Annotated in this window: 19 protein-coding genes and 1 tRNA gene; 13 read left to right on the forward strand and 7 right to left on the reverse strand. The window is 68.6% G+C overall.

Annotation, left to right across the window (positions count from 1 at the left end):
- Positions 1-130 precede the first annotated feature (130 nt).
- On the reverse strand, positions 131-1,168 hold the full coding sequence (locus FVF75_RS01820; RefSeq protein WP_148376038.1) for an RluA family pseudouridine synthase: 1,038 nt from the start codon (positions 1,166-1,168) through the stop codon (positions 131-133).
- On the opposite strand from FVF75_RS01820, the gene FVF75_RS01825 reads away from it, so the two are divergent.
- Positions 1,167-1,475 (forward strand): DUF6476 family protein, encoded by a 309-nt coding sequence (locus FVF75_RS01825; protein ID WP_148376039.1) that lies wholly within the window; start codon positions 1,167-1,169, stop codon positions 1,473-1,475. The two genes, FVF75_RS01820 and FVF75_RS01825, sit on opposite strands and share 2 nt — an antisense overlap.
- Before the next feature lie 44 nt (positions 1,476-1,519).
- Here the strand turns inward: FVF75_RS01825 and FVF75_RS01830 are convergent, their stop codons facing one another.
- The gene (locus FVF75_RS01830; protein WP_148376040.1) at positions 1,520-1,909 is read right to left on the reverse strand and encodes a DUF2147 domain-containing protein; all 390 of its coding nucleotides are present in this window, start codon (positions 1,907-1,909) and stop codon (positions 1,520-1,522) included.
- A 129-nt stretch (positions 1,910-2,038) separates the two neighbouring features.
- Here FVF75_RS01830 and hisA point away from each other — a divergent pair, with 129 nt between their 5' ends.
- On the forward strand, positions 2,039-2,761 hold the full coding sequence (gene hisA, locus FVF75_RS01835; RefSeq protein ID WP_148376041.1) for a 1-(5-phosphoribosyl)-5-[(5-phosphoribosylamino)methylideneamino]imidazole-4-carboxamide isomerase: 723 nt from the start codon (positions 2,039-2,041) through the stop codon (positions 2,759-2,761).
- On the opposite strand, the gene FVF75_RS01840 is transcribed toward hisA, so the two are convergent.
- The gene (locus FVF75_RS01840) at positions 2,734-3,615 is read right to left on the reverse strand and encodes a hypothetical protein (protein WP_148376042.1); all 882 of its coding nucleotides are present in this window, start codon (positions 3,613-3,615) and stop codon (positions 2,734-2,736) included. The two genes, hisA and FVF75_RS01840, sit on opposite strands and share 28 nt — an antisense overlap.
- A gap of 123 nt (positions 3,616-3,738) precedes the next feature.
- Here FVF75_RS01840 and hisF point away from each other — a divergent pair, with 123 nt between their 5' ends.
- Genes hisF through FVF75_RS01855 form a run of 3 tightly spaced genes read left to right on the forward strand, consistent with a single transcriptional unit; the run spans position 3,739 to position 5,158 of the window.
- Complete coding sequence (hisF, locus tag FVF75_RS01845) at positions 3,739-4,497, forward strand: imidazole glycerol phosphate synthase subunit HisF (protein WP_148376043.1); 759 nt, start codon at positions 3,739-3,741, stop codon at positions 4,495-4,497.
- 1 nt (position 4,498) lies between these two features.
- On the forward strand, positions 4,499-4,810 hold the full coding sequence (locus tag FVF75_RS01850; protein ID WP_148376044.1) for a phosphoribosyl-ATP diphosphatase: 312 nt from the start codon (positions 4,499-4,501) through the stop codon (positions 4,808-4,810).
- Positions 4,811-4,852: 42 nt separating this feature from the next.
- Positions 4,853-5,158, forward strand: a complete 306-nt coding sequence (locus FVF75_RS01855) for a DnaJ family domain-containing protein (protein ID WP_148376045.1) — start codon at positions 4,853-4,855, stop codon at positions 5,156-5,158.
- A 16-nt stretch (positions 5,159-5,174) separates the two neighbouring features.
- Here the strand turns inward: FVF75_RS01855 and FVF75_RS01860 are convergent, their stop codons facing one another.
- Both FVF75_RS01860 and rlmB read right to left on the reverse strand, forming a co-directional pair.
- Entirely contained in the window at positions 5,175-5,603 is a 429-nt protein-coding gene (locus FVF75_RS01860; RefSeq protein WP_148376046.1) for a CoA-binding protein, read from the reverse strand.
- 282 nt (positions 5,604-5,885) lie between these two features.
- A complete protein-coding gene (rlmB, locus tag FVF75_RS01865; protein ID WP_148376047.1) occupies positions 5,886-6,671 on the reverse strand; it encodes a 23S rRNA (guanosine(2251)-2'-O)-methyltransferase RlmB in 786 nt (261 codons plus the stop codon).
- Between the two features lie 129 nt (positions 6,672-6,800).
- Here rlmB and FVF75_RS01870 point away from each other — a divergent pair.
- The 5 genes from FVF75_RS01870 (at position 6,801) to FVF75_RS01890 (ending at position 11,615) form a co-directional block, all read left to right on the forward strand.
- A tRNA-Tyr gene (locus tag FVF75_RS01870) sits at positions 6,801-6,884 on the forward strand.
- Positions 6,885-7,108: 224 nt separating this feature from the next.
- On the forward strand, positions 7,109-7,678 hold the full coding sequence (locus FVF75_RS01875) for a 2-oxoacid:acceptor oxidoreductase family protein (RefSeq protein ID WP_148376048.1): 570 nt from the start codon (positions 7,109-7,111) through the stop codon (positions 7,676-7,678).
- Positions 7,671-8,846, forward strand: coding sequence for a pyruvate ferredoxin oxidoreductase (gene porA, locus FVF75_RS01880; protein ID WP_148376049.1), 1,176 nt, complete (start codon positions 7,671-7,673; stop codon positions 8,844-8,846). Before FVF75_RS01875 ends, porA begins: the two co-directional genes overlap by 8 nt.
- Positions 8,846-9,907, forward strand: a complete 1,062-nt coding sequence (locus FVF75_RS01885; protein WP_148376050.1) for a thiamine pyrophosphate-dependent enzyme — start codon at positions 8,846-8,848, stop codon at positions 9,905-9,907. Before porA ends, FVF75_RS01885 begins: the two co-directional genes overlap by 1 nt.
- A gap of 1 nt (position 9,908) precedes the next feature.
- Positions 9,909-11,615: an FAD-dependent oxidoreductase gene (locus FVF75_RS01890; protein ID WP_222861179.1), complete on the forward strand. Its 1,707-nt coding sequence runs from the start codon at positions 9,909-9,911 to the stop codon at positions 11,613-11,615.
- 19 nt (positions 11,616-11,634) lie between these two features.
- Here the strand turns inward: FVF75_RS01890 and hisH are convergent, their stop codons facing one another.
- Complete coding sequence (hisH, locus tag FVF75_RS01895; RefSeq protein ID WP_148376051.1) at positions 11,635-12,273, reverse strand: imidazole glycerol phosphate synthase subunit HisH; 639 nt, start codon at positions 12,271-12,273, stop codon at positions 11,635-11,637.
- Between the two features lies 1 nt (position 12,274).
- Positions 12,275-12,862, reverse strand: a complete 588-nt coding sequence (hisB, locus tag FVF75_RS01900; protein WP_148376052.1) for an imidazoleglycerol-phosphate dehydratase HisB — start codon at positions 12,860-12,862, stop codon at positions 12,275-12,277.
- A 125-nt stretch (positions 12,863-12,987) separates the two neighbouring features.
- Here hisB and FVF75_RS01905 point away from each other — a divergent pair, with 125 nt between their 5' ends.
- From FVF75_RS01905 to FVF75_RS01915, 3 genes are all read left to right on the forward strand, one after another.
- Entirely contained in the window at positions 12,988-13,227 is a 240-nt protein-coding gene (locus FVF75_RS01905; protein WP_148376053.1) for an Lrp/AsnC family transcriptional regulator, read from the forward strand.
- Positions 13,228-13,344: 117 nt separating this feature from the next.
- Positions 13,345-14,355, forward strand: coding sequence for a lysylphosphatidylglycerol synthase transmembrane domain-containing protein (locus FVF75_RS01910; protein ID WP_342779773.1), 1,011 nt, complete (start codon positions 13,345-13,347; stop codon positions 14,353-14,355).
- Complete coding sequence (locus FVF75_RS01915) at positions 14,336-15,646, forward strand: FAD-binding protein (protein WP_148376054.1); 1,311 nt, start codon at positions 14,336-14,338, stop codon at positions 15,644-15,646. The genes FVF75_RS01910 and FVF75_RS01915 overlap by 20 nt, the downstream gene beginning before the upstream one ends.
- Position 15,647: the final 1 nt, after the last annotated feature.

Genomic DNA, 15,647 nt, shown 5'->3' on the forward strand with positions numbered 1-15,647 from the left:
TGAACCCCGTATGTTTCGGGGATTAACATTGATATAGGACCGGCCCCCTCACGGTCAAGCCCGTGGGCCGGCTCCTAACGCATAGGGTTGAACGTTGTATGAACCCGATTCCGTCGAAACGACAGGGGGTTCACGCGGATGTGCGGAAGATTTCAATCAGATCGGCCATGTCGGACGGCAACGGCGCCTCGAAACGCATGACCTCGCCCGAGACCGGGTGGACAAACCCCAGCGTCGCGGCGTGCAACGCCTGGCGGGGGAAGGTGCGCGCAGCCTCGGCGGCGGCCTCGCCCAGCGCACGCGCCGAGGCGCGGCGGCGTCCGCCATAGACCGGATCGCCGATCAGCCCGTGGCCGGCATGCGCCATGTGAACCCGGATCTGGTGCGTGCGCCCGGTCTCGAGCCAGCAATCGACCAGCGCCGCCGCGCCCGGCGTGCCGAACCGCTCGACCACCCGCGCCCGCGTCACCGCGTGCCGCCCACCTGAAAACAGCACCGCCTGTTTCTGCCGGTCGGTCTTGTGACGGGCCAGTTGCGTGGTGATCTTGAGCACGTTGCACGGCTCGAAACTGACGCCGCGCACGCCCTTGAGCCGCGGATCGCCCGCATCGGGCACGCCATGGACCAGAGCGCGGTAGTGCCGCTCGACCGTGTGTTTCTCGAACTGCTCGGCCAGCCCGTGATGCGCCTTGTCCGATTTCGCCGCCACCAGAAGACCGGAGGTGTCCTTGTCGATCCGGTGCACGACGCCGGGCCGCTTTTCGCCGCCCACCCCCGACAGGGTGTCGCCGCAATGCGCCAGCAGCGCGTTGACCAGGGTGCCGCCGGGCGTGCCGGGCGCGGGGTGCACCACCATGCCGACCGGTTTGTTGACCACGATCAGGTCGTCGTCCTCGAAAACGATGTCGAGCGGGATGTCCTCGCCGCCGATGTGGCTGTCCTTCGCCTCGGGCACGGTGATTTCGAGCACATCGCCCGCCGCCACCCTGGCGCGGGGATCGGTGACGGCCTCGCCGCCGCGCGTCACCGCCCCCTCGGCGATCAGCCGCGCCAGCCGCGAGCGCGACAGCGCCGCCGCCTCTGGCACATCGCGCGCCAGCGCCTTATCAAGGCGCGGCGGCGGGTTCTCGGCAATGGTGACCCGCAGGATGGCGGAAGGCTGCGACATGGATGAGGCTCCGAAGGACGAGGACGCGCCGGGCGTGGTGCGCTACCTGAAATGGCTGGTCACGACCCTGTCGGTGACCATGATCGCCGGTGTCATAGTGCTGATCGCGGTGGTTGTCATGCGTTTCAACGCCGAGGGCACGATCCCCCTGCCCGACCAGATCGCCCTGCCCGAAGGCGCGCGCGCCAGTGCCATCACCCGCGGGCCGGACTGGCTGGGCGTGGTCACCGATGACGGGCGCATCCTGATCTACGAGCTTGACGGGCAAACCCTGCGCCAGGAGATCGAGGTGACGCCCGGCGGATAGGACGGGCGCCTCCGGCGGGAGTGTTTTTCGCCAGGATGAAGGGACTATTCGAGGCGGGTCCAGGTCTGGGACTTGCACAACAGCCCGCCCGCAACGCAGCCCGCCAGCGACAGGGTGTTGCCGTTCAACTCCATCTTGCCGGTATAGGTCTTGTCGTTCGAGGGCCGCCAGACGTTGCCGCGATAGCTGCCGTCGCCCTGGTTTTCCATGTTGATGACCATCACCTTGCCCAGGTTGGGCGACTGGTATTCGCCGTTGGCATCGAAGGTCTGCCGGATCCAGCCACAGGTCTTTCCGCCCGAGCAGCCGGCCATTTCGACATAGGCATAGGAGCCGTCGTCGACCTCGGTTTTCCACATGCCCCAGGCCGGATCGGCCAGGGCTGGCAGGGCCGTGCCGAGCAGGACGGTTGCGGCGAGTGCGAGTTGTTTCATGGGTTCCTCCCGTTCGTTTGCCCCATCCTGACCGCGGCGCGCGCGCGGTTCAAGGGGGGCGTCGGCCCGGCGCTTGCCCGGGGCGCGCGCATGTGCCAGAAGCCCGGCGGACAGAACCCGGAGCGCGCCATGATCCTCTACCCCGCCATCGACCTCAAGGACGGCCAGTGCGTGCGCCTGTTGCGCGGCGAGATGGAGGCGGCCACGGTCTTCAACGACGACCCGGCGGCACAGGCGGCGGCGTTTCAGGCGGCGGGCTGCGACTGGCTGCACCTGGTCGATCTGAACGGAGCATTCGCCGGGGAGCCGGTCAACGCGGCGGCGGTCGAGGCCATTCTGGCGGCGGTGTCGGTGCCGGCGCAACTGGGCGGCGGCATCCGCGACATGGCCACGATCGAGGCCTGGCTGGACAAGGGTCTGGCACGGGTCATTCTTGGCACCGTGGCGGTGGAAGACCCCGACCTTGTGCGAGACGCGGCCCGGGCCTTTCCCGGCCAGGTGGCGGTGGGGATCGACGCGCGCGACGGCAAGGTGGCCACCCGTGGCTGGGCCGAAAAAACCGATGTCGAGGCGACCGACCTCGCCCTGCGCTTCGAGGATGCGGGCGTTGCCGCCATCATCTACACCGACATCCAGCGCGACGGCGCCATGCAGGGGCCGAATGTCGAGGCCACGGCGGCGCTGGCGCGGGCGGTGTCGATCCCGGTGATCGCCTCGGGCGGGGTGTCGTCGCTGGACGACCTGATCGCGCTGCGCGATTGCGGCGTGGCGCTGGACGGGGCGATCTCCGGGCGCGCGCTCTATGACGGGGCGCTGGATCTGGGTCAGGCGCTGGCCGCCCTGCGCGGCTGAGCGCGGGCGGCCCGCCACAATAGCCACAGCCACCAGCCCAGCGACACCGGCACGGTGACAAGGGCTACGACCGCCTGACCTTCCAGCGCGCCGACGTTTTCCCAGATCGCCACGGCGATGAACGCGGTGATCACCGGCGCGAGGGGAAACAGCAGGTGCCGGCGGACCGCGCCGGGTGCGCCGAAGCTGACCGGCCCTGCCCCGCCCAGCCGCCACATCGCCCAGAGCGTCAGCCCGGCCATGATCGGGAACACCAGCCGGATCGGCGCCGGGTTGGCGATGGTCTTGCCGACCCAGAGCGCCAGCGCCAGACCCGGCACGACCAGCGCCACCCAGAGCGGCGGGCGCGGCACCTGCCCGATCCGGTCCACGACGATCAGCCCCAGCGGCACCACCAGCCCGATCCCTGCCAGGTAGAACAGCACCACGTCGCCGGGCGGCAGGCTATCGCGCTCGCTCGGCCAGAAGGTGGCGAATGTCGCGCCGAACAGCCCCAGCCCGATCAGCGCCAGCAGGTGCCGCCACAAAGGCCAGTGCGGCGCGACCCGCGCCATCCCGAAGACGCAGACGCCGGTGATAAGCGCGTGCCAGGCCAGCGGCGTCCAGACCAGATGGAACGGAAAGGACAGATAGAGCTCGTCGACAACCACGCCCTCGATCAGAAACCCCATGAGCGCGCCGCCCAGAAACACCCCCCTTATGCCTCTGATGCCGGTCAGGCCGACGGCGGACAGGACCACCGCGCAGGCCAGCGCATAGGCCAGCCAGGTCAGAAACCAGCCAGCAACGGTCAGGTCGGGCATCGGCGCCGACCAGAAGAAGCTCTCGCTTGCCCAGACCGCGATCAGGCCCAAGGCGAGGGCTGCGAGGATATAGCGCAGGGTTTCGATGCCGTGCCTCCCTGCGGCGATGCTAGCATGGGGCCGCGGGCGCGCAGAGGGCTTTTCCTTTGCGCCCGCGCGTCCTAAAGGTGGCTCATGCTGAAAACCCGTATCATACCCTGTCTCGATGTCGCCGATGGCCGCGTGGTCAAGGGCGTCAATTTCGTCGACCTGGTCGACGCCGGCGATCCGGTCGAGGCCGCCAAGGCCTATGACGCGGCGGGCGCGGACGAGTTGTGCTTTCTCGACATTCACGCCACTCACGAGAACCGCGGCACCATGTATGACCTCGTCACCCGCGCCGCCGAGCAATGCTTCATGCCGCTGACCGTGGGCGGCGGGGTGCGCAGCCACGACGATGTGCGCAAGCTGCTGTTGGCCGGTGCCGACAAGGTGTCGTTCAACTCCGCCGCGGTCGCCAACCCCGACGTGGTGGCCGAGGCCGCGGACCGGTTCGGTTCGCAGTGCATTGTGGTGGCGATCGACGCCAAGACGGTGGCGCCGGGGCGGTGGGAGATCTTCACCCACGGCGGGCGGCGCGCCACCGGCATCGACGCGGTCGAGTTCGCGCGCACCGTCGCCGCCAAGGGCGCGGGCGAGATCCTGTTGACCTCGATGGACCGCGACGGCACCCGCGCGGGCTTCAACATCCCGCTCACCCGCGCCATCGCCGATGCGGTCGATGTGCCGGTGATCGCGTCGGGCGGCGTCGGCACGCTGGATCACCTGGTCGAGGGTGTCGTCGAGGGCCATGCCAGCGCCGTGCTGGCCGCCTCGATCTTTCACTTCGGCGATTTCACCATCCGCGAGGCCAAGCAACACATGGCCGCCGCGGGCATTCCCGTGAGGCTGTGACATGAACGCGTTGGACCGCCTGGCCGAAACCATCGAAACCCGCCGCGGCGTGTCGCCCAGGGACAGTTGGACGGCGGCGCTGTTGTCACGGGGGCCGGAGAAATGCGCCGAGAAATTCGGCGAAGAAGCCATCGAGGCGATCATCGAAGCGGTCAAGGGCGACCGTGAAGCCCTGACCCGCGAGGCGGCGGATGTGCTCTATCACCTCCTGGTGATGCTGAGCGCGCGCGAGATCGGCTTTGCCGAGGTGCTGGCCGAGCTCGAGCGGCGCGAGGGCACGTCGGGGATCGCCGAGAAGGCGTCACGGGACTGACCGGATCGGGGTCGGCTGCAATCGGGCAAGAGGAGCGTTCTGATGGAGTTCGATAACCTGCTCGACATCGCCTTCCGGCAGGCGCTGGAAAACGGCGATCTCGACGATCTGCCGGGCGCGGGCAAGCCCCTGGACCCGGCGGATTTCAACACCGACCCCTTTGCGCATGTCTATCGTGAAGGTGAGGTGATGACGCCTTTCGGTGCGCTCCAGCACCAGATCGACAGCGCACGCAACCGACTGGCCGCCGAAACCGACCCTGAAAAGCGTCGGGCGATCCAGACCGAGATTTCCGCGCTCGAGACCCGCAAGGCGATCGAGATGGAGACTTTCCGCCGTTACAGCTAGGCCCGGACGCCCTGCCTCAGCCGCGCCGTTCCAGTTCGATATGGGGGCAGCGGTCCTGGACAAAGTTCAGGCCTTTTTCGGCGGCCAGCGCACGGGCTTCATCGCTTGTCACACCGAGTTGCAGCCAGATGGTGCGCAGGTCCGGCAGCGCCTCAAGCGCCGCCTCGACCACCGGCACCACCGCCTCGGAGCGGCGGAACACGTCCAGCATGTCGACCTTGGCGTCAGCAGGAATGTCGGCCAGCGAGGCCACCACCGGCTCGCCGAAGAAATCCTGCCCGGCAAGGCCCGGATTGACCGGGATCACCCGGTAACCGCGTTTCTTGAGATAGCGCGCGACCCGGTGGCTGGGCCGCTCCGGTTTGCCCGAATAGCCCACCAGCGCGATCACGCGGGTTTCGTCAAGAATCTGGTCTATTTCGGTGGGGGTCGGTGTCTGTTCCATAGCCCACAGATAGGCCGCACCGGGGCGGGCGAAAAGGGGGTGGCGGCGATGGTGTCAAAAAAAGCGCCCGGGAACCCCGGGCGCAGTTTGTGGAACGAGGGACAGTGAAGTGAGATAACGGGAGTTCCACGGCCCGTCCTCGCCATACCAAATAGGATCGCTTCGGCGTTTGGGAAGAGACAATAACCAAACTGTGAAGATATTGATAACGTGCGATGCGGAAATCCTTGGCCGGGTTCACCGAATCTCAACCGTTTGATGGCAAGATCAGCCAATGCCGTGCTATCGCCCCTGTCGCGCGGCAAAAAGCGCCACCGCCGCGGCGTTGGACACGTTGAGCGAGCCGAAGGCGCGCGCGAACGGGATGCGCGCGATCCGGTCGCAGGTGGCGCGGGTCTTGTCGCGCAGCCCCGGCCCCTCGGCCCCCAGCACCAGTCCGACCGGCCGGTCGACCAGGCCCGCGAGGGTCTCGGGCAGTTCGCCCTCCGCCTCGCCGTCGAGGCCCACGAGGGTGTAGCCCATCGCCTGAAGCCGCCCCATCGCATCGGCCAGGTTGGTCACGCGCAGATAGGGCTGACGCTCGAGCGCGCCCGATGCGGTCTTGGCCAGCGCGCCGGTTTCGGGCGCCGAATGGCGGCTGGGGGCGATCACCGCCGCCGCCCCGAACACCTCGGCCGAACGCAGGATCGCGCCGACATTGTGCGGGTCGGTCACCCGGTCGAGCAGCACCACCAGCGGCGCGGCCTCGCCCGCGACCACGCAGCGCTCGTCAAGGCTGCCCCAATCGAGCGCCTTCACCTCCAACGCCGCACCCTGATGCACCGATCCAGGGTCGAGCGGTGCTGGAAACTTGCGCGGATCGGCGATCTCCGGCTCCAGCCCCCCCGCCGCGATCGCCTCGCCCAGCCGGTCGGCGGCGTTGCGCGTGACCACAAGGCGCAGCTTTTCACGGGCCGGGTTCATCAGCGCGTCGCGCACCGCGTGCAGGCCGAACAGCCACACGGTCTCGGCCGCCGCCGCCCGGCGCGCACGCTCCTTCTCGATCACCCATTTCGGTTTCTGAACCACCGCCACCCCCAATTCGACTGCGCGCCGGACAATGCGGGCGCCCCCCGACGAGTGCAAGGGATTTTCGGCTTGACGGACCGATGGGGCGCTTGTATCCCCGCCTCGATCCGGCGCCAGCGGCTCCGGTTCGGGCGACGGGCTGCAAGGTGCGGCAGCGGACTGTAACTCCGCCGGGGAGACCCACGCCTGGTTCGATTCCAGGGTCGCCCACCATCTTCCTATCACCATCCCCTTCCAGACCATCACCGCCGAAACGACATCGCACGGCGGCGCCGGTCCGTGATGCCACGGCATCTGCGCATGCACGGCCGCGAAAAAACCGCGCCGGACTTTGTTCTGGATCATGGCCGGGTGTCGCCGGCGGTGCCAGAACCCCGGCGACCCGGCCTGATCGGCAACGCGCCGCAACCGGGCTCGGTAATTGGCGGAGTGTGACGATGATCGAATACCGGATTCACGGGCGCGGCGGACAAGGCAGCGTCGCGGCGGCCTATCTGCTGGCCGGGGCGGCGTTCGAGGCCGGGTTTACCTGCCAGGCCTTCCCCGCCTTCGGGGCCGAGCGGCGCGGCGCGCCGGTTACCGCCTTCGTGCGCATCGACGACCGCCCGATCACGCTGCGCAGCCAGGTGCGTGCGCCCGACTACCTGGTGGTGCAGGACGACACGCTGTTGCTCGATCCGGCGCTGACGTCCGGGCTGAAACCGGGCGGCGCGATGCTGGTCAATTCGCGCAAACCGACAGACGAGATCGCCGCGAATTTCGACACCCGGGTGGTGGCGGTGCCGGCGACCGAGATGGCGCAGGAGGCGATCGGCAAGCCGATTCCCAACACCGCCCTTCTGGCCGCCCTGCTGGCGTTGACCGGCGATCTGCCGCAAGAGGCGCTGGCCGCCGCCCTCAAGTCCCGCTTCCACGGCGACACGCTGGCGCGCAACCTCACCCTGATCGCCCGCGCCGCGGCCTCGGTCGAGGCCGGGGCCTGGCAGAAGGAGGCGAGCGATGCGTGAGGCGCTGGAAGGCTCGCTGGCGATTGCGCGCGCAGTGGCGATGGCGAAACCCGACGTGGTCGCCGCCTATCCGATCACGCCGCAGACCCACATCGTCGAGAACCTGTCGAAACTGGTGGCCGAGGGCGATCTGCACACCGAGTTCGTCAGCGTCGAGAGCGAGTTCTCGGCGGCCTCGGTGGTGCTGGGGGCGGCGGCGACCGGCGCGCGCGCCTATACCGCGACCGCCAGCCAGGGCGTTCTGCTGATGTCCGAGGTGCTGTTCAACATCGCCGGGCTGCGCATTCCGCTGGTAATGACGGTGGCAAACCGGGCGGTGGGGGCGCCGCTGTCGATCTGGAACGACCAGTCGGATGCGATGGCGGTCCGCGATGCCGGCTGGATACATCTGCACTGCGCCTCCAATCAGGAGGCGGTCGACACCACGATCCAGGCCTTCCGCATCGCCGAGGCAACGGAATTGCCGGTGATGGTCTGCATGGACGGTTTCGTGCTGACCCACACGATGGAGGTGATCGACATGCCGGGCCAGGCGCAGGTCGACGCCTTCCTGCCGCCGTTCGCCTTCTCGCGCGCGCTCGACAGTGCCGATCCCAGGACCGTCGGCACGCTGGTCGATCCTGGCTGGTTCGCCGAGATGCGCCACAGCCACCACGCCGCGATGGGCCGCGCGCTTGGCGTGATCGAAAAGGTCGACGCCGATTTCGCCAAGCTGACCGGACGCGCCAGCGGCGGGCTTCTGACCGTCACCGGCGATCCCGACGCCAGGGTCGGCATCCTCGCGATGGGCTCGGTCGTCGGCACGCTCGAGGCCGGGCTGGCCGATTTCGGGACCGAGGCGGGGACCGCCCGGCTGATCAAGCTGCGCGCCTTTCGCCCGTTCCCCGCCCGCGCGCTGCGCGAGGCCGTGGCCGGGCTGGACACGCTGATCGTCATCGACCGCGCGATCTCGCCCGGACTTGGCGGCATCGTCGGCAGCGAGGTGTCGGCGGTGCTGCAAAGCATGACCGCCGCGCCCCGGGTGCTGAACTACGCGCTCGGTCTTGGCGGGCGCGACATTCCCGAAAGCGTCTATCCGGCGCTGATCGCCGCCGCGGCCAACCCGCTGGCGCCGCGTTTCGCGGTATTCGACGCCGATCTCGACAAACTCATGCCGGAGGACAGGTGATGGTACAGGACAGCACGCGTCTGAACGGCTTGCGCGCGAAACACGGCCGCCCCCCGGCGGGGCCGCACGAACCGCAGGCCGCGCCCAGCACCCTGCGCCAGGGCCAGCCGCGGTTTCGCGGGCTGGAGGCCGGGCATCGCGCCTGCCAGGGCTGCGGCGAGGCGCTGGCGGCGCGCATCGTGATGGAGAACGCCGGCCCCGACGTGATGGTCGCCAATGCCACCGGCTGCCTCGAGGTCTTCACCACCCCCTGGCCGCAATCGGCCTGGCGGGTGCCGTGGATGCATTCGCTGTTCGAAAATGCCGCCGCGATTGCCTCGGGCATGGAGGCGGCGTTGAAAGCCAGGGGCAGAAACACCAAGGTTCTGGCCTTCGGCGGCGACGGCGGCACCTATGACATCGGGTTCCAGGCGCTGTCGGGCATGCTCGAGCGCCATCACGATGTGCTCTATGTCTGCTATGACAACGAAGCCTACATGAACACCGGCATCCAGCGCTCGTCCTCGACGCCGCACGCAGCCAGCACCACCACCAGCCCTGCGGGCAAGGAACGCATGGGCAAGCGGCACCTGAAGAAAGACCTGCTGTCGATCATCGCGGCGCATCACATTCCCTATGCCGCCTCGGCCTCGGTCGCCTATCCGGCCGACCTTGCGCGCAAGGTGCGCTATGCGATGGGGATCGAGGGGCCGACCTTCCTGGTGGTGCATTCGCCCTGCCCGCTGGGCTGGCGCCACGCCTCGGCGCTGACCGTCGAGGTGGCGCGGCGCGCAGTGGAATGCGGGCTGTTTCCGCTGGTCGAGCTCGAGCGCGGCGCGCTGACCAACATCATGCCGATCCGCACGCCGCGCCCGGTGGTCGATTACCTCGAACTGCAGGGACGTTTCGCACATCTGTTCGACGAGACCGACACCCGTGCCATCGAGGAACGCGACCACCTTCAGGCCCTGGCCGACCACAATATCCTGACCTACGGGCTGGCGGGCACCGGCGACGACCCGGTGGACACCACTGGCATCGCCCATGTCCGGCGCGGCGGCCCGCTGGCGGAGAGGACGTGACATGACCATGACCCGACTGACCCGCGGCGCCTGGGCCGCTCCCGGCACCTCGCTGGAATTCAAGACCGGCAACTGGCGCTCGACCGAACGCCCTGTGCATGCCCACGCCAAGGCGCCCTGCCACGCCGCCTGCCCGGCGGGCGAGGATCAGCAGGCGTGGTTCGCGAAATTGCAGGAGGGCCAGCCGCAACAGGCCTGGCGCGCGCTGGTTCACGCCAACCCCCTGCCCGCAATCACCGGCCGGGTCTGCCCTCACCCTTGCGAAACCGCCTGCAACCGGGCGGCGCTGGACGGGGCGCTGGCGATCCATAATGTCGAACGCTGGCTGGGCGATGAGGCGGTGGCGCGCGGCTGGGCCTACCCGGTCGACACGCCCGCGCCAGATGCGCCCCGGGTCGCCATCGTCGGCGCGGGACCGGGCGGGCTGTCGGCGGCCTATCATTGCGTTCGCCTCGGCCTCAACGCCGCTCTGTTCGAGGCCGCGCCCGAAGCCGGCGGCCTGTTGCGCTCGGCCATTCCGCCCACCCGCCTGCCGCGCGACACCCTCGACGCCGAACTGGGCCGTCTGCTTGCCCTGCCCGGCATCACGCTGAACCTGCGCGCGCGACTGGGCCGCGACGTCACCCTCGACGGTCTGCGCGACGCTTTTGGCGCGGTGATCCTGTCGCCGGGCTGCGAATTGCCCAAACCCTGGAGCGTGCGCGGCGCGGTGCCCGCCGACCTGCACGACGGCCTGCACCTGCTGCGCGACTTCATGGACCACGGCGCCCTGCCCGACGCGGCGCGCGGCGACGTGATCGTGCATGGCGGCGGCAACACCGCGATGGACATCTGCCGGATCATGAAACGAGCCGGGGCGAACCGCGTGACCCTGATCACCGCCTCGGCCCTGCCCGGCCCGAACACCGCCCGTGACGACCTGATCAATGTGGTGCCGCGCGAACTGGAAGAAGCCCTGGAAGAGGGCATCGAGGTGATCGAACACGCCACCGTCAGCCGCCTGATCATGAAGGGCAGTCGCGTCACCGGCGTCGAAATCGTGTCGCTGAGAAAGGAGCCAGGGCCGGACGGGCGCAAGCGGCGGGTCGAGTTCGAGGGCACCGAGCGGGTGCTGCCGGTCGACATGGTGGTGCCCTGCGTCGGCGAACAGGTCTCCCCGGACGGCTTCGAAGGCGTGCTCGACGGCGCCTATTTCTGGCCCGACGACGCCTGGGGGCGGCTGCGCGAGGACGGCGTTTTCGCCATCGGCGATGCCCGCGGCAACCGCGGCACCGTGGCCGCGGCGATCGGCGACGGGCGCCTGGCGGCACAGGCGGTGGCGGCGCGGCTTCTGGGCGGTGACGCCCCGGTCGCCGACCTGCGGCCCGAGCGCGGGGTGGCCGGGCTCAATACCGCCTACTACCCCGCGATGCGCCGCACCGCCGTCGCCAAGCTGCCGGTCGCCAAACGCGGTTTCGAGACCGAGATCGAGGGCGGGCTGAGCCGCGCCGAGGCGATGGCCGAGGCCGAACGCTGCCTGAGCTGCGGCAATTGCCTGGCCTGCGACAACTGCTGGACCATGTGCCCCGACAGCGCCGTGATCAAGACCGTCGAGGCGGCCACCGATGGCTCGCACTACGTCTTCGACCTCGACTATTGCAAGGGCTGCGGCCTCTGCGCGCAGGAATGCCCGACGGGTTATATCCAGATGGTGGCTGAAACCGGATAGGGCAGCGCCGTGCGGCAGGTCAGGGCGCCCAGCGCAGGAAATTCGCGATGATCGCAAGCCCCGCCGCCTGGCTTTTCTCGGGGTGGAACTGCGTGCCGAAGATCGAGCCCTTGCCGACGATCGCCGTGATCTCGCCGCCATAGTCGCAATGGGCCAGGCGATGCGCCGGATCGGCCACCTGGAAATGGTAGGAATGCACGAAATAGGCATGTTCGCCGGTCTCGATGCCCGCCAGAACCGGGTGAGCATGGTCGATCACAAGGTCGTTCCAGCCCATGTGCGGCACCTTGAGCGACGGATCATCGGGGGCAATCGGCACCACCTCACCGCCGATCCAGCCAAAGCCGGGCGTGTCGGAATACTCTCGCCCCAGGTCGGCCAGCATCTGCATCCCGATGCAGATGCCGAAGAACGGCCTGCCCCTGACGTTCACCGCCTCGTCCATCGCCTCGTAGATGCCGCGATGATCGAACAGCGCCGCCCGGCAGGAGGGAAACGCCCCGTCTCCGGGCAGCACGATCCGGTCGGCGCGCGCCACCACCTCGGGGTCCGAGGTCACAACCACCTCGCCCGCGCCCACCTCGCGCGCCATGCGCTGAAACGCCTTCTCGGCCGAATGCAGGTTGCCGCTTTCGTAGTCGATCAGCGCCGTCAGCACGTTACAGCGCGCCCTTGGTCGAGGGGATCGCGTCGGCCTTGCGCGGATCGGTCTCGACCGCGCTGCGCAGGGCGCGCGCCACCGCCTTGAAGGCGGCCTCGGCGATGTGGTGCGCGTTGAAGCCGTGCAGCCGGTCGACATGCAGCGTGATGCCGCCATTGACCGAAAAGGCGGTGAAGAACTCGCGCACCAGCTCGGTGTCGAAGGTGCCGATCTTGGCCACCGGCATCTCGACATTCCACACCAGGTAGGGCCGCCCCGACAGGTCGAGGGCGGCGCGCACCAACGCGTCATCCATCGGCAGGTGGCATTCGCCATAGCGCCGGATGCCGCGCTTGTCGCCCAGCGCCTGGGCCAGTGCCTGACCCAGCGCGATGCCGGTGTCCTCGACGGTGTGGTGGTCGTCGATGTGCAGATCGCCCTTGGCGCGCACCCGCATGTCGATCAGCGAATGGCGCGCCAACTGGTCCAGCATGTGGTCGAAGAACCCCACGCCGGTCTGGTTGTCATAGGCACCGCTGCCGTCGAGGTCGATCTCGACGCTGATCTCGGTCTCTGTCGTCTTGCGGCTGACGCTGGCCTTGCGCATGGGCTTCTCTCCCGTGGTTGGGGCCGCTTATAGGCGGCGCGGCGCGGCCTGAAAAGGCGGCAAATTCGGCTTGTTGGCCCCGCGCGCCCATGCCACTCTCACCGCGAGCGAGCGAAAGGACGACCATGAGCACCCCGGTTATCGTGCAACTGCGCTGCCGCCCCGGCACCACCTACGAGGTCGCCGAGGCGATCATCCGGCGCGAGATTCACTCCGAGCTGTATTCCACATCGGGCGATTACGACCTGATCATGAAGCTCTATATCCCCAAGGACGAGGACGTGGGCAAATACATCAACGCCCACCTGCTCGACATCCCCAATATCGACCGCTCGCTGACCACCCTGACCTTCAAGGCCTTCTAGGCACCGCTGCTTCATCTTGGCACAAATACTCACTGGCGCGGATCGGGTAACGTGACCGGCGGTCGTGCGGATCACGGCCCATAAATTCGCCCCATTCCGCTCCTAGACGGGTACAACATGACCATGTCGAGCCTCGATCCCAAACCCGTCGCTCCCGTCCCCGGGCACCGCACGCGCGATGCGCTGGTGCTGGCCGGGCTTTTCGGGCTGGTGCTGGTCGGGCTGATCGGGCTGGCCGCGGCCACCGGCTGGGAAGAGACCATGGCCCAGATCGCCCGGCTGACATGGGCGCAGGTCGGCATCCTCTTGGCGCTGTCGCTGGTCAACTACCTGATGCGCGGGCTGCGCTGGCACATGTTCTCGCGCCGCCTGGGCCTCAATACCACCGTGATGCAAAGCCTGCGCCATTTCCTCGGCGGTTTCGCGATGAGCGTGACGCCGGGGCGGGTGGGCGAACTGGTCCGCATGCGCTGGATCAGGCGCGAGACCGGCTGGCCGTTCGAGCGCACGGCGCCCCTGATGCTGGTCGACCGGGCCTCGGACCTGGCCGCGATGGGGGTGCTTCTGGGCGCGGCACTGGCGTTGTCGGCCAGCGGCATCGCCTTTGGCGTGCCGGTCACCTTGCTGGCGCTGGCCGGCGCCGTGGTGGCGACGCGCCCGGCGCTGCTGGCGGGCGTGGCGACCTGGGGGCACCGCGCCACCGGGCGTTTTCACCGCCTTTTCGCCCGCATCCGCCGGGCGGCACGCGCGCTTTCGGCCTTCTCGTCGCCCACGCTGATGGGGGTGGCGGCGCTGTTCGGGCTGGTCGGCTGGTTTGCCGAGGGCTACGCCTTTCACCTGCTCTTGGTCTGGATGGGGTCCGACATCGGGCTGGCCAAGGCGGTGGCGATCTTCATCTTTTCGGGGCTGGCCGGCGGGCTGACCGGCGCGCCGGGCGGGGTCGGCGGGGCCGAGGCGGCGATGATCGCGCTCCTGTCGCTCGAAGGCGTGGGGCTCGAGGCCTCCGTGCCCGCCACCGCGATCATCCGTATCACGACACTCTGGTTCGCCATCGGGATCGGCTTTGCCGTCTTCCCGCTGGCCGAACGTCAATCGCTGAGGCAGAAACATGCAATGGAAAACCGCTGATTACGCCGGCTGGGGCCGGGTTCACAAGGCGCATGGCGAACTGGCCCGGCCCGAACGCGCCGCCGACCTCGCCCGCATCATGGAGGACACGCCCGCGCCCGCGCTGGGGATGCGCCGGTCCTACAACGACTCGCTCCTGAACGACGGCGGGCGGGCCATCGACATGACCCGGATGGACAAGATCCTGAGCTTCGACGCCGCCACCGGCGTGGTCGAGGTCGAGGCGGGCGTGCAACTGGGCGAGCTTTTGCGCCTTTTCGCGCCGAAAGGCTGGCTGCCCGCCGTGGTGCCCGGCACCGGCTTTCCCACCGTGGGCGGCGCCATCGCCCACGACATCCACGGCAAGAACCACCACGCCCTTGGCAGTTTCGGTCAGCACGTCACCTCGGTCACGCTCCTGCAACCCGGCGGCAAGCGCGTCACCGCCTCGCCCGGCCGCAACAAGGCGCTGTTTCGCGCCACCATGGGCGGCATCGGCCAGACCGGCGTGATCCTGTCGGCCAAGCTCCAGATGATTTCGACGCCCGGCACCGGCATGCGGGTCAAGGAAACCCGGGTCGGCGATTTCGACGAGTTTCTCGACCTGCTCGACAATTCGCGGTTTGACTACAACGTCGGCTGGATCGACGGCACCGCCAAGGGGTCGAACCTCGGGCGCGGCATCCTCGAAGAGGCTGAACTGACCACCGGCGTCGAGGCGCGCAAGGGGCCGTCCTTGCCGGTGCCCATCGACCTGCCGGGCTTTGCCCTGTCGGCCCCCACGGTGCGCCTGTTCAACGCCGCCTATTGGCGCAAGGTGCCGGCGCGCGGGCGCACCCACGTTATGCCGATCGCCAGCCATGTCTTTCCGCTCGACAAGCTTCACGACTGGAACCGGCTCTACGGCAAACGCGGCTTTCACCAGTTTCAATGCGTGGTGCCGGTGGACGCGGCCCCGGTGCTGAAAGACATCGTCGGGCGCATCGCCCATTCCGGCCTGTGCTCGCCGCTGGCGGTGATCAAGCGCATGGGGCCGGGCCGCGCCGGGATGCTGTCGTTCCCGATGGAGGGCTACACGCTGGCCATCGACTTTCCCGCCCGCGACAAGGCGGTGCGGCTGATCCACGAGCTCGAGGCGATGACCATCGAAGCGGGCGGGCGGCTCTATCTCGGCAAGGACGCGCTGGCCACCGGCGACACCATCAAGGCGATGTATCCCGAGTGGCAGGACTGGGCGGCAGAGGCCGCCAGGGCCGACCCCGACGGGGTTCTGATCACCGACATGGTGCGGCGGCTGGAGCTGAGGGGGTAGA

The sequence above is a fragment of the Maritimibacter fusiformis genome (genome assembly GCF_008086115.1).
Lineage (GTDB): Bacteria > Pseudomonadota > Alphaproteobacteria > Rhodobacterales > Rhodobacteraceae > Muriiphilus > Muriiphilus fusiformis.